At 23.6% G+C, this 14,076-nt stretch carries 12 protein-coding genes and 2 tRNA genes; 10 read left to right on the forward strand and 4 right to left on the reverse strand.

All coding sequences use genetic code 4. The annotated features are described in order from the left end of the window. The first annotated feature begins 3 nt into the window (after nucleotides 1–3). On the forward strand, nucleotides 4–2,223 hold the full coding sequence (locus MYPE_RS01155) for a hypothetical protein (protein ID WP_011077049.1): 2,220 nt from the start codon (nucleotides 4–6) through the stop codon (nucleotides 2,221–2,223). 53 nt (nucleotides 2,224–2,276) lie between these two features. Continuing rightward, nucleotides 2,277–2,672 carry a hypothetical protein gene (locus MYPE_RS01160; RefSeq protein ID WP_011077050.1) on the forward strand — a complete coding sequence of 132 codons (396 nt, stop codon included), beginning with the start codon at nucleotides 2,277–2,279 and terminating at the stop codon, nucleotides 2,670–2,672. A 6-nt stretch (nucleotides 2,673–2,678) separates the two neighbouring features. On the opposite strand, the gene MYPE_RS01165 is transcribed toward MYPE_RS01160, so the two are convergent. Both MYPE_RS01165 and MYPE_RS01170 read right to left on the reverse strand, forming a co-directional pair. Next, the gene (locus MYPE_RS01165) at nucleotides 2,679–3,494 is read right to left on the reverse strand and encodes a hypothetical protein (RefSeq protein ID WP_044891209.1); all 816 of its coding nucleotides are present in this window, start codon (nucleotides 3,492–3,494) and stop codon (nucleotides 2,679–2,681) included. Nucleotides 3,495–3,646: 152 nt separating this feature from the next. After that, nucleotides 3,647–4,900: an ATP-binding protein gene (locus MYPE_RS01170; protein ID WP_229502224.1), complete on the reverse strand. Its 1,254-nt coding sequence runs from the start codon at nucleotides 4,898–4,900 to the stop codon at nucleotides 3,647–3,649. A 387-nt stretch (nucleotides 4,901–5,287) separates the two neighbouring features. Between MYPE_RS01170 and MYPE_RS01175 the strand changes: the two genes are divergently transcribed. The 5 genes from MYPE_RS01175 (at nucleotide 5,288) to MYPE_RS01195 (ending at nucleotide 9,284) form a co-directional block, all read left to right on the forward strand. Further along, on the forward strand, nucleotides 5,288–5,713 hold the full coding sequence (locus MYPE_RS01175; protein ID WP_011077053.1) for a hypothetical protein: 426 nt from the start codon (nucleotides 5,288–5,290) through the stop codon (nucleotides 5,711–5,713). An 83-nt stretch (nucleotides 5,714–5,796) separates the two neighbouring features. After that, nucleotides 5,797–6,246, forward strand: coding sequence for a hypothetical protein (locus MYPE_RS01180; protein ID WP_011077054.1), 450 nt, complete (start codon nucleotides 5,797–5,799; stop codon nucleotides 6,244–6,246). A 44-nt stretch (nucleotides 6,247–6,290) separates the two neighbouring features. Then, complete coding sequence (gene cmk, locus MYPE_RS01185; protein ID WP_011077055.1) at nucleotides 6,291–6,941, forward strand: (d)CMP kinase; 651 nt, start codon at nucleotides 6,291–6,293, stop codon at nucleotides 6,939–6,941. A gap of 2 nt (nucleotides 6,942–6,943) precedes the next feature. Continuing rightward, nucleotides 6,944–8,278 (forward strand): ribosome biogenesis GTPase Der, encoded by a 1,335-nt coding sequence (der, locus tag MYPE_RS01190; RefSeq protein ID WP_011077056.1) that lies wholly within the window; start codon nucleotides 6,944–6,946, stop codon nucleotides 8,276–8,278. Further along, nucleotides 8,268–9,284, forward strand: coding sequence for an NAD(P)H-dependent glycerol-3-phosphate dehydrogenase (locus MYPE_RS01195; RefSeq protein WP_011077057.1), 1,017 nt, complete (start codon nucleotides 8,268–8,270; stop codon nucleotides 9,282–9,284). Before der ends, MYPE_RS01195 begins: the two co-directional genes overlap by 11 nt. 212 nt (nucleotides 9,285–9,496) lie before the next feature. On the opposite strand, the gene MYPE_RS01200 is transcribed toward MYPE_RS01195, so the two are convergent. Then, nucleotides 9,497–10,978 carry a hypothetical protein gene (locus tag MYPE_RS01200; protein ID WP_044891210.1) on the reverse strand — a complete coding sequence of 494 codons (1,482 nt, stop codon included), beginning with the start codon at nucleotides 10,976–10,978 and terminating at the stop codon, nucleotides 9,497–9,499. 168 nt (nucleotides 10,979–11,146) lie between these two features. Between MYPE_RS01200 and MYPE_RS01205 the strand changes: the two genes are divergently transcribed. Further along, nucleotides 11,147–11,223: transfer RNA gene (locus MYPE_RS01205), tRNA-Ile, on the forward strand. A gap of 2 nt (nucleotides 11,224–11,225) precedes the next feature. Next, nucleotides 11,226–11,301, forward strand: a tRNA-Ala gene (locus tag MYPE_RS01210). 110 nt (nucleotides 11,302–11,411) lie between these two features. Here MYPE_RS01210 and MYPE_RS01215 read toward each other — a convergent pair. Next, the gene (locus MYPE_RS01215) at nucleotides 11,412–12,260 is read right to left on the reverse strand and encodes a DegV family protein (protein WP_011077059.1); all 849 of its coding nucleotides are present in this window, start codon (nucleotides 12,258–12,260) and stop codon (nucleotides 11,412–11,414) included. Nucleotides 12,261–12,474: 214 nt separating this feature from the next. On the opposite strand from MYPE_RS01215, the gene MYPE_RS01220 reads away from it, so the two are divergent. Beyond that, nucleotides 12,475–13,956, forward strand: a complete 1,482-nt coding sequence (locus MYPE_RS01220; protein ID WP_044891211.1) for a transposase — start codon at nucleotides 12,475–12,477, stop codon at nucleotides 13,954–13,956. Nucleotides 13,957–14,076 lie beyond the last annotated feature (120 nt).

Consider the following 14,076-nt stretch of genomic DNA (forward strand, 5'->3'; position numbering starts at 1 on the left):
AGTATGGATAAGATTCAAATAATTTTTAATAAATACAAATTGATATATAAAGATTTAAGTTTTTATACAAAAAATAAATTTACATATGTTAATTACAAGTTGATTGATAGTTTACCAAATCAAGGATGAAAAATTCATGTTTCATCAACACTTGATAACTATCAACAAATTTTAGATATCTGTATAAATTATTGTTTAAATAAAAATATTTTATTTAAATTTATTTGTAATGATGCTAACTTTATTCAAACTTTACAAAAACATCACAATAGAAAATCAACTGGTAAATTTATTACTATTTATTGCAAAGATGAAATAGAACTTATAGACAATACAAAAGCTTTATATGATAAATTAAAAGATTTTAAAGGACCTTCAGTTTTAACAGACAAAAGTTTTAAAAACTCATGCATTCACTATAGATATGGAGGTTTTAAATCTGATTATATCTATAATGAAAGAAATGAAAAGATTTTAGACAAAAGAGAAATAGGTAAACATTGTCCTAATTTTATAAAAGATCCCTTAACAGAAAAACAAAACAACAATGATGATTCATTTTCATCTCATTTTTTATTACACAATAAATATGATATTTTTAAAGCTATTTATTTTTCTAATCATGGAGGTATTTATTTAGCTTATGATTTGTACAATAACAATAGAGTTGTTTTAATTAAAGAATTTAGACCATATTTAGGAATTAACTCTTTTTGAAATTCTACAAAACTTGGATTAAATGAAATAGAACAATTAAAGTATTTTACTGAAAGTAATACAACCCCAAAAATAATAGAAAGTTTTACTGAGGAAAACCATTTATTTGTAGTTAGAGAACACATAGATGGCTTAACACTCAAAGATTTTTTCTATGAAAATTCTCTTTTGTACTTTGAGCCAACTGATAAAAATGTTTTAAAAGTAATTAAAAACCTTGTTTTAATAATTATAGATATTTTAAAATTTTATGATTTTTGCATAAGTTCAAACAAGTTGGTTTTAGATATTAAACTAAGTAACTTCTTATTTGATTGCAAAAATAAAAAAACTTATTTTATAGATTTAGAATCAATTCATGATAATAATGAAACTTTTAATAAAAACATTTACTTTATAAATAACAGATGATTGTCTTTGAATAATAAATTGAGAAGTAAAAATGTTCTCCAAAAGAAACTATCAATATTAATGATTGAGTTGATTTGTAAATCAAATAATTTTTTATATCTAGCTAAATCAATTAATAAAACTTTTGAAAGATTTTATATTTTTGCAAACAACTATAAATTGCCTTTAATTTTAGTTGAGTTGATTAATAAAATGTACTACTCTAAAAAAACAATTGATCCTTTAGAATTTATAAGTAATTTGAAAAATATCGATTGAGATAATTATGAAGTTTTTGTAAATAAAAACAATGATATAAAACTATATTTACAATTTAATAAAGAAACTTTAGAAGAAATCAAAAACAATATTTTGATAAAATCTAATACTTTAAATAGTCTGTTATTAAATTTAAAAGAATTAGATATTAAATATTTAGAAAAGAATTGAGATAACCTTTCTTGATATGAAAAGTACTTTCTATCAACTTCTTATCATGAAGTATTTAAAGTTTTTGTTTATGATAACTACAATAAAAAAAGATTTTTTAATTTAAGAAATAAAAATGAGGTTGAACAAATTTTTAATAAAATTTTTTTAAATTTGTATTTAAGTAAAAATGTTAATAAAAATATTCAATTTTTAAAAAAAGCAAAGCAAGATATTAAATATATAATTGAAAATAAATTAGTAAAAAACAAATCTTATTTTTACATTAAAAATGAAATGTATTCATCCCCCAATGTATTAAATGGAACATGTGGCTTAATATTCTTAATGAATTTGTACTATCAACAATCTCAAGATGATTACATGAAAAATAAAATTATTTTGTTGTTACCAACCATTAAATCTTCTAACCTTTTAAAAGTTTCTTTTGAAGAAGGTCTAGCTGGTTTTGTTTATACATTAATACATCTTACAAAAACTTTTAAATCTTGAGATTTAAAAAACGATATTAAAGAAATGACAAATATAATTTTATTTTCCAAAGTTAGTATTAATAGAAAAATAAAATTTATTGATATGTATAAAAGTTTGAAAAATGATTTATGTGGGACTCTTGGGATATATTTATATTTAAAAGAGTTCATAGAATACAACAAAAATAATTAATAAACTTTTAATTAAAATATTTTAAAATTTAAATTACTATAAAGGCTATTGCTATGAAAAACAAAAACAACATTAATGATCTTCAGAGATTCAAAGTTGAAGCTAAAAAAAGAGATAAAAACTTTGATAAAGATTTAATAACTATAATCTGTGTTAAAGAAACAAAAGATGGTGATTTTCATGAAGCAATTGATGAGTTTACAATTTCAAAAATAAAAGATTATTTAAAAGAATACCTATTAAATTTAGGTGTTGAAGAAGAAGTTTTTGAACAAAAATTTAAAGAATTTTCTAAAAAACCTACAAGCAACATAGAAGACCTACAAAACTCTTTAAGTGAATTTGTTACAAATCTATTAGAACATGCAACTGGAGTGGAATTAGTTGATGAAATAAAAAGGGAAGATGGAGAAATAGATTATACTCACATCTGCCCTATCAAAAAATAAATCTTATTATTTTTGTTTATTTAGTTCTTTAATTAAACTCATTGTTATTATATTCACCATTTGGTCATATAAAATTTTGAAATAGAAATTTTTATTAAATAAATCATCATTTTTATTTAAGTTATTTTCTATATCTAAAATTAGTAAATTAATATCTGTTATTTTTTTGAAAGTTGAAGTTATATAGTAAATTTCTTTATTTTTTAATTTAAAAAAATCTATTAAAGTGTTTTCAAATTCATTAATTTCACCAAATGGGTTTGTAATGATTAAAAAGACATTTTCATTGATTCCACTTTTGATTAAATCAAAGTGGTTTTTGTTTTCTATTCTTATTATGTTTTTATGTAAAGCTTCACATATTTTTTCAAAAAAGTAATATGAAAACAATGAATCATTTTGATAAATATAAATAGTTTTATTTTCTAAAAAACTATTTTTCATTTTATCAATTGTGTTTCAGTCCATTATGGTTGCCTTTCTTTCTATAAAGTTAAAGTATCTTAAAATTTCATAGTTAACTTTTTTATCAAGCATGTTAATGATGTTTTCTTTTTCTTTATAAATAAAATTATTTAACTTAATAGTTAATTTATTTTTCATTTCTAAAGATGAGCTATAGTCTAGTTTTTTTGCAATTCTTTGAATAGTAGTTTCAACAATTCCATTGTCTAAACAGAATGTTTTGATGTTTTTTGAAAATAAGAAATCTCTTGGGTTGTTATTAATATTATTAATGACCTCTTTTTCCAATTGAGTAAGACTTTCATCATTTTCAAAATTCTCAATCAATTTAACAATGGGTTTATTTTGTTTTTGCATATGTGAACTCAAGAATTAACTTTATATAATAAATATTAACTTTTAATCTTTATTAATAATAAAATTATGTCTTTTATTGGAAATGTATGTAATAAAAAACCTTACTTTTTAAGTAAGGAGTTTTTAGAATAAATATCTAATAAATTAAAACATTATATAGCTGTTACAGGTAAGACTAACACCTCTCCATTAAGACGGTAGATTTCATCAGTAAAACAAATAATTAGTTTACCTGTAATTGGGTGGTCTTCATTTTTTATTAACTTAAATGATTTAACATCAGATAAAGAATAATTTTTATTAGATTTACATTCTATTAAATTGATAAAGCCTTTAGAAATATTATGTACAATTAAATCTATTTCATTTTTATTTCCATCTCGATAATAATAAAAATCTACACGCTCATCACTATTTAAATAAGATTTTTTAATTTCATTAAAAATATATGTCTCAATAATTTTTCCTTTATGCTTATTTGTTTGTAAAGATTTGGGGTTAGTTATTTTTAGTAGATGACATAACAATCCAACATCATTAAAATAAATTCTTTTTCTTCTTTTTACTATATTAACTAAAGAATTATTGTAAGGGTTTAATAATGTTACTAAATCCCCTGCAACTAAAATAGAAACCCAAGATTCCACTGTTTTTCTATCTATTTGCAGATGCTTAGATAAGTTTTCTGGTATAAAATCATTTGCAGTTTGATTTGAAAGTAAAACTAAAAAATCTAAAAATTTTCTTTTATCCTTCACATTGATAAATTCACTTACATCTCTTTCTAAGTAAGACTTTATATATTGGCTATAAAAACGATTTGGAGTGATGTTATTTTCATTTCAAAGTTCAGGATAAAAACCTTTAAATATACTTTCATAAATTTTTTCTTCATCCAAATTGTAATTATTAACTCTATCAACAAAATTTTCTAATTTGCTAGAATCATAAATAAAAGGATTTTCAATTTGATTATTTATTTCACTTTGACTTAATGGTGGTACCTCTAATATTGCGACACGGCCCGCCATTGACTCAGTTACATTTTTTATTAAATGGTATTTTTGAGAACCTGTTAATATGAACATGCCTCTAGCTGACTTACTACCTTTTGTTCTTCTAATTTCATTTACTATATGTGTAATTTCCATAAATAGATTTGGAGCTCTTTGTACTTCATCTATTATCAAAGGGTATGGATAATCTTTTAATAATTGTTGAGGATTTGTTTTTGCTTTTTCTAATATTTCTTCATTATCTAATGAAATAAAATTGTAATTATGTTGATCACGATAATACTCAGCAATTGTTGTTTTTCCAACTTGTCTTGCCCCTGTAATTAATAAAATAGGGAATTGAGTTAATATCTCATCCATAACTTTTATGATATTTCTTTTTATTTCCACAATAACTCCCCCAACTCCCATTTTCTATTTTTTAAGAGAAAACGGGAGTTAACTTAATATTTAAATTATAATCCCCCCAACTCCCATTTTCTATTTTTTAAGAGAAAACGGGAGTTGTAATTTTTTATTCAATTTAAGTTTGGTTTTTAAGGTTTGTTAAATTTAACCAGCATAATCTTCTTATATTTTTGTTCTACAACAACTAATAAGCTTTAGTTACATAAATATTTGATATTTTTATAAACCTCACTAAACTTTTAAAAACACTTCTTTACAAACAAATTATTTTAATAACCTATTTTTTAAAACTGAGTTTTTATTTATATAATTAAAAAATGAGTCTATGTTATAGCTCATATATTTACTATATGAATTTAGGAGTAAACTATGGATATTAAAGAAAAAGTATCTGAATATATTAGTAAAGCATCAGAAATTTTTAGTAACTGTTACACGTCTTTTGATGCAAAAATTGAATTCTTAAGAAATGTTGATAAAGATAATTCTTATGCATTTACTTGTGAACACAAAGAAGACATTACTGAAGCTGTTAGATTATTAGGTGAAAATGCTAAGGAACAACCTTCAAGAAAAGAACAACAAGCTTATTTAGCACAGTTAGTTAAAATGTTTATGAGCAACCCTGATAAACCAACAATCATTGCATTTTTTAATGAAAACCCAATTTTATTTAATGTATTCTGTTTAATGTTTGTTCACTTTGGACAAGAAACAGTATCTGAAAAAGAAAAAGAAGCACATGCATTTATGTCTGGACCTTTATTTGCTTGTGTTAAAAAGCTAATTGCTTAATTATTAATAATAAGATTTAAAAGATTTTATGTAATGTAAAATCTTTTTTATTTGTACTAAATAAAGGATTAAAATAAATTACTATGATATTAGTAGAAAACCTTATTGATAAAAAGAAGTTATCAATTAAATTGTTAAGAAAAATTAGATCATTGATAACTTTATATATTTTTGTTTTTTTAATAATAGTTTTATTATGAGCTGCTGCAATTGCAGTTTATGGATATTTTTCAGTTATTAATAATTGATATAATTACAGCATTTTCTTTTACTTTATTTATCCTATTTACACTTTTATTTGAGTTTTGGTTTCTCTTTTAGTTCTTTCTTTAACTTATATGTTTGTGTCAGAAAAAGTTAAAAGTGAAGAAATAAGCACAGTAGTTTTCACAAGAAAAAAGACAAATAAAATTAAAAATATATTTACAGATATCTATTTTATTTGACGAATTAATAAAATTATTAGATTGCTTAAAAAGGATAAAACCAATACTAAACTTTTAGATAAATTGATCATTAAATATGAAAACTAATTTTATGGTTTAATTTTTAAAATACTTATATACTTAATATAGTTATGAATTACAAAATAGCAATTGATGGAACAGCCGGTAGTGGTAAGTCAACTATTTGCAAGTTAATAGCAAAAGATTTTGACTTTATTTTTGTGTCTACTGGTGGATTTTATAGAGCATTTGCATATATTTTAAATAAAGCTAAAAAGATAGATGTAAGTGAAGAAGAAATTATTAATGAATTAGATAAATACAATGTAGAAGTTAAAGGAGATATTTTCTATATAGATAATAATGATGTTACATCTTTATTAAAAACTGAAGATATATCTTTAATTGCATCAACTATTGCTTCTAGGGCATACATTAGAAATTATGTTAATAAAAGATTAGTTGAATTAATTAAAACATATCCTAAAGTTTTAATGGATGGTAGAGGAATAGTTGAAGAAATTATGCCTGATGCTGATCTTAAATTATTTTTTTATTCATCATTATTTATAAGAACTAAAAGAAGAGTAAAAGAACTTAAGCAATTAAACAAAAAAGGTAATTTTATTTCAGTTTATTTTGATCTTATGAAAAGAGACTGAAAAGATAAACATAGAGAATTGGCACCATCAAAATTAAGTTCAGGTACTATCAAAATTAACACTTCTAAAAAAAGTATAGATGAAGTTTATTTAGAAGTTAAAAAATATATAAAGGTATAGTTATGTTAAAAGTTGCAATTGTTGGTAAACCTAATGTTGGTAAATCTACTTTATTTAATAGAATTATCAAAGTTAATAAATCTATAGTTGATGATAAGCCCGGAATTACAAGAGATCGGATTTATGCAAATGCAGAGTGATTAACTCAACATTTTAAATTAATTGATACTGGTGGGTTAATGCTTGATGAATTTGATTTTAAAAAGCAAATTGAATTACAAGTTAACTATGCTATTACTGAAGCTGATGTGATTGTGTTTTTAGTTTCTTATAAAGAAGGAATTAATAATGATGATCACTATGTGGCTAAAATTTTAAAAAAACATAAAAATAAAAAAATTTTATTAGCTGTTAATAAATCAGAAACTAGAAACAAAGATTCTTATGATGATCATGAATATTTAAGATTTGGATTTCAAAAACCTTATTTTATTTCAGCAAACCACGGGATTGGAATTGGTGATTTATTGGATGCAATAGTTGATACAAAATTAAAAGAAATCAAAGAAGAAGATACTTTTAAATTTTGTATCATTGGAAGACCAAATGTTGGAAAATCTAGTCTTGTTAACTGTATTTTAAATGAAGATAGAATGATAACTTCTAATATTGCAAACACTACAAGAGATGCAATAGACAGCAATTTTAAAAAAGATAACTTATTGTATACAATTATTGATACAGCTGGAATCAGAAGAAAAGGAAAGATTCAAGAGAATGTTGATAAATATGCATATTTAAGAGTTGAACAATCCATCTCTAGAAGTAATTTAATAGTTATTGTTTTAGATGGTAGTGAAGAATTTAATGAACAAGATGAAGTGATTGCTGGATTAGCTCATAAAGCAAATATTCCTTCAATCATTGTTGTTAATAAATGAGACATTGTTAAAGAAAAAGATGAAAAGACAATGAACAAGTTTATTAAAACAATTAGAATTAAATTTAAATTTTTAAGTTGAACACCAATTGTTTTTTTAAGTGCAATTGAAAATAAAAGAATTAATACTTTATTTAATGAAATAAAAAGCATTAGAGAAAATTTAAATTTAAAGTTCAATTCAAAGATATTAACTGATCTTGTTTTCAAACTTCAAATGCTAAATAGTCCTCCATTATTTAATAGGGGAAGAATTAAAATAAACCATGTTACTCAAGTTGATGGTCAAATCCCAACATTTGTACTTTTCTGTAACAATCCAGAATATCTACACTTCAGTTATGCAAGATACCTAGAAAATGAAATTAGAAAAAGTTTGGGATTAAACAATGTACCAATCACACTTTATTTCAAAAATAAAACAGACAAAATAAGAGGAAAGAAAAATGATAAATAATAGAATTTGTATATTAGGGACCGGAGCTTGAGCAACTGCACTTGGTTCTAGATTATCTTTAAATGGTAATACTGTTTTTCTTTGAGGAATTGATAACAATGAAGTAAATGATATTAATAGTGGATACAATAAAAAATATTTTGGAAACACTAAATTTAGTTCATCATTATCAGCTACTACAGATTTAAAAACAGCAATTGGGGATTCTAAATATATTATTTTTGCAATTCCTTCAACTGCACTAGATTCAGTATTAGATAAAGTAAAAGAATTTTTGTCTGATAAAAAATCTCAAGTTATTTTAATTAATGTTGTTAAAGGAATAGATGCAGAAACTAGTCAAATCCTAAGTAACAAAATTAAATCTAAATTAGGAAGTCATTATTATTCTAGACTTGTAACTTTATGTGGTCCATCATTTGCTACTGAAGTTTTTGAAGAGAAACCTACTGTTATCAATGGAACTGGAAAAAACCTTAAAATTGTAAAACAAGTATGTGAGTTATTTAACAGTGATGTTTTCAAAGTTATTCCAATTAATGATATTGTTGGTTTACAAGTATTTTCTAGTTTAAAAAATTTATTAGCAATTGCAGTTGGATTATCACAAGCAGAATATACTTCTGTAAATACAATGTCAGCAATCTTAACAATGGGGATAGAAGAGATTCAAAAAATAGCTTGTAAAATGAAAGCAAAAAAATGAACAATTATGTCATTTTGCGGGATTGGTGATATCTTCTTAACATGTAGTTCTACTCAATCTAGAAATTATAGTTTTGGACAAGACTTATTAAAAAAAGGTGTTGAAAAAACTATTAAGGAAAATAAAAAGACAGTTGAAGGATTTGAAGTTTATAAAACTGCTAAAAATATTATTACTAAATATAATATCAATGCACCAATCTTTAGTTCTATTATAGAAGTATTAGAAGGAAAACTAGACCCTAAAGAATTTTCTAAAAAGTGTTTAGAATTATTCTGAAACCAAAAAATTAATAAATAATTTAGGTTCATTAGTCATTGTTTCTTTTAAACAATAAATAATTATTTTTAAAAAGTTACTAATAAAATAATTTACTTTTATGGTGAATATTTGTTAATTTTATGTGACTTTGTCCCTATTAAATAGAACTTGGAGCAACTAAATTATATCAATGAGAAAAATATAATTTAGTTGCTTTTTGATATTTTTGGTTTTTGCTTTTTATTGCTCAATTAAATATTTAAAGAAAGTTCAATTTCTCTAATTTTAATTTTTTCCTCCCTTTCTTTTAAACTGTCGCTTCATCTTTCTAAAGCTATTCTTGTGTTTTCATTTTTTTGATAAATAGCTTTAGAAGCAGCTATACTTTTTCTTTTAATTTTTTCTAATTTTAAAAACTCATTATCCTGAATCTCATTTATATATTCGTTTAATAAATCATCATTTATTTCTCTGGCAAAATATTTTGAATTTTTATCAAGTACAAATTTTTCACCTGTTAACATGTTAGTTCTTAATAAGATTTGATTTTTCATATTAACTCTTTTATCTTCTTTGGTGAACAAACCCATAGCCTTACCATTATGGAAAAAATAAAAACCTTTTAGAACTTTACAAATCTTAGTTGTATAGAACAAGTCTTTTAAATCATCTTTACTTAATTTTATGAATTGGTTTCTTTTTCCTTTTTCAGACTTTTTATATCTTTGATTGTAAGCATCAACAATTAACTGATAGTTCTTTTGTATTTTTTCTTTAGTATTCAAACCATGTTTTAAAAATAGTTTGTAATAAATTTGTTGTGCATTTTTAAATGATCTTTCAACATTAGCTTTAAAAGTTGGTTGGCTTTCTGACTTAACTTGTATTTCTAGTTTATTTAAACAATAAGTTAAATTGGTAACTGAATTCTCAGATCAAAATGTTTTTCTTCTATCTGTTTTTATAATATTTGAAGCCCCATACTTTTCTAGGACCTGTTTAAGCAGTTTACAATACCCAAAATTTGTTTCCTCATCATCAATTCAAAAACCTAGTAACTTACCAGTCCCAGCATCAATGGCATGGTATATGTAATATTTTTTAATTCCTATTCAAACACTAACGCAAGCATCTACTTCAACTATGTGACCAAAATCATAGTTGTGTTTTACATAAGGGGGATTTTTAGTTTTTAAATATTCTGTGTACGTTGGTTTATATTTTCTTAGAAATTCGAAAATTTTTTCCTGGATTTTTAACTCTGCTAAATTGTCTTCTTTAAGTTTTTTCTTCATAGTTTTTCTTGTGATCCTTTTTGAATATGAAGTGAGTAAAAAATTTTCATTTAGAAGTTTATTTACAAATCCGTATTTAACATTAAACTTGTCTTTTGTTTCATCTAAATAAAAATCTAAATGAGTCATTTCATAATGACCATCACTCATTTCTTTGCATGGAGTAGTTACTTCAATATATTTCTCTATAATTGCTCTTTTTACTTCATCTTTTATTTTGTTAACATTTTCCTTATTTTTGTTTTTATGGCTAATCAAAAAAGTATTATCTTTAAAACTTTTTATAAACCTTCTAGACTGTTTGATTGAATATCCTGTTTTATTACTTAAAGTTTTTGGATTTAACTTTCCTTTTTTATTCAAAGAACCCATTTCTTCTAAAATTCAGAACCTACTATTTTCAAATTTTGTTAAATTGTTTTTTATTATTTCTTTCATAAAAAAACACCTCACTAGATTAAACTCCAAGAGGGACAAAATCACAAATAATTGATTAGTCTTTTTTAGGGACAAAGTCTTGTAAAATCCACAGTTACTAATAAAATAATTTACTTTTATGGTGAATATTTCAAAAATATATTATAATATTTAAGTTGTAACTTTTAAGGAAGTATAGCTCAGTTGGTTAGAGCACACCCCTGATAAGGGTGAGGTCGATGGTTCGAGCCCATTTACTTCCACCATTGGGGGCATAGCTCAGTTGATAGAGCACTTGACTTGCAATCAAGAGGTCGTGGGTTTGAATCCCATTGCCTCCACCATTAGAAATTATGAGTTTGGCAATAGCCAAACTTTTTTATTACCATAACTAAAAATATGTATCTATTAATTTATAGTAGATACATATTTTTAGTTATATTGATAAACAATATTATTTAGATTCAATATAAATTGCAAATGCATTAACACCAGTATGAACAGATATTACTGATGGAATTAAATATTCTTCTGTATTTGTATTTAACTTTTGATCAATGATTTTTTTAATTTCCTTATTTTTATTTTCATCTAAGAAAGTTGTATAGAAATAAGCATGTTTAATTCCTTTAGTTAGATAACTTGTTTCTTGATCAATTTTCTTTAAACATTTATCTATTGCTTTTTCTAATGATCTATCTTTATCATAGAATTCTAAAGAACCATCAAAAGTGATAATAATATTAAGTTTTAATGCTTTAGCAATTGCTGCTTTAATAACATTAATTCTTCCACCTTTTTTAAGTTGCTCTAAATCTGTTACTACTAAAGTTCCTAAAGTATTTTGTTTTTTAACATTAATAGCATTAATAATTTCATCAGAAGATTTGTTTTTTGAAGCCATTTCTAAAATCATATCAACTATGATTTTATTTCCTGGACCCATATCTTTACCATCAATAATAATGATGTCTTTTTTATCAAATTCTTCTTTAGCCATATTTCAAGTTGAATAAGAACCTGATAATCCACTACTAATTGGAAGAATAAAAATTCTGTCATATTTTGGTGTTAACTCTTCTAATATTTCAATCATTTGCCCAATTGAAGTTTGAGAAGTTTTTAAATCTTTTTTATCATTAATTTTTTTAATTACATCTAATGTGTTTAATTCTTCTAAATCTTTGTATATTATTTCGTTCCCATCATTATTTTCAATAATTGATAATGGGATTGAATAGACATCTTTAATCTCATTGTTTTTAATTCCTGAACAAGAATCTACAATTATACATGTTTTCATATAGTGATATATCCTTCTAATAAATTATTATTTTAGACTTATAGACAATTATATATTTTAATTTTATTTTATATTATGTTAGTTAAGTTATTTCACTTAATAGTAATTAAGCAACTATACTTGTGGATTTTACAAGACTTTGTCCCTAAAAAAGACTAATCAATTATTTGTGATTTTGTCCCTCTTGGAGTTTAATCTACTGAGGTGTTTTTTTATGAAAGAAATAATAAAAAACAATTTAACAAAATTGGAAAATAGTAGGTTCTGAATTTTAGAAGAAATGGGTTCTTTGAATAAAAAAGGAAAGTTAAATCCAAAAACTTTAAGTAATAAAACAGGATATTCAATCAAACAATCTAGAAGGTTTATAAAAAGTTTTAAAGATAATACTTTTTTGATTAGCCATAAAAACAAAAACAAAGAAAATGCTAACAAAGTAAAAGATGAAGTAAAAAGAGCAATTATAGAGAAATATATTGAAGTAACTACCCCATACAAAGAAATGAGTGATGGTCATTATGAAATGACTCATTTGGATTTTTATTTAGACGAAATAAAAGACAAGTTTAATGTTAAATATGGATTTGTAAATAAACTTCTAAATGAAAATTTTTTACTCACTTCATATTCAAAAAAGAGCACAAGAAAAACTATGAAGAAAAAACTTAAAGAAGGTAATTTAGCAGAGTTAAAAATCCAGGAAAAAATTTTGGAATTTCTAAGAAAATATAAACCAACCTATACAGAATATTTAAAAACCAAAAATCCCCCTTATGTAAAACACAACTATGATTTCGGTCACATAGTTGAAGTAGATGCTTGTGTTAGTGTTTGAATAGGAATTAAAAAATACTACATATACCATGCTATTGATGCTGGGACTGGTAAGTTACTAGGTTTTTGAATGGACGATGAGGAAACAAATTTTGGGTATTGTAAACTGCTTAAACAGGTCCTAGAAAAGTATGGGGCTCCAAATATTATAAAAACAGATAGAAGAAAAACATTTTGATCTGAGAATTCAGTTACCAATTTAACTTATTGTTTAAATAAACTAGAAATACAAGTTAAGTCAGAAAGCCAACCAACTTTTAAAGCTAATGTTGAAAGATCATTTAAAAATGCACAACAAATTTATTACAAATTATTTTTAAAACATGGTTTGAATACTAAAGAAAAAATACAAAAGAACTATCAGTTAATTGTTGATGCTTACAATCAAAGATATAAAAAGTCTGAAAAAGGAAAAAGAAACCAATTCATAAAATTAAGTAAAGATGATTTAAAAGACTTGTTCTATACAACTAAGATTTGTAAAGTTCTAAAAGGTTTTTATTTTTTCCATAATGGGAAGGCTATAGGTTTGTTCACCAAAGAAGATAAAAGAGTTAATATGAAAAATCAAATCTTATTAAGAACCAACATGTTAACGGGTGAAAAATTTGTACTTGATAAAAATACTAAATATTTTGCCAGAGAAATAAATGATGATTTATTAAACGAATATATAAATGAGATTCATGATAATGAGTTTTTAAAATTAGAAAAAATTAAAAGAAAAAGTATAGCTACTTCGAAAGCTATTTATCAAAAAAATGAAAACACAAGAATAGCTTTAGAAAGATGAAGCAACAGTTTAAAAGAAAGGGAGGAAAAAATTAAAATTAGAGAAATTGAACTTTCTTTAAATATTTAATTGAGCAATAAAAAGCAAAAACTAAAAATATCAAAAAGCAACTAAATTATATTTTTCTCATTGATATAATTTAGTTGCTCCAAGTTCTATTTAATAGGGACAAAGTCACATAAAATTAAC

It is taken from the genome of Malacoplasma penetrans HF-2, assembly GCF_000011225.1.
Classification (GTDB): Bacteria; Bacillota_I; Bacilli_A; order Mycoplasmatales; family Mycoplasmoidaceae; genus Malacoplasma; species Malacoplasma penetrans.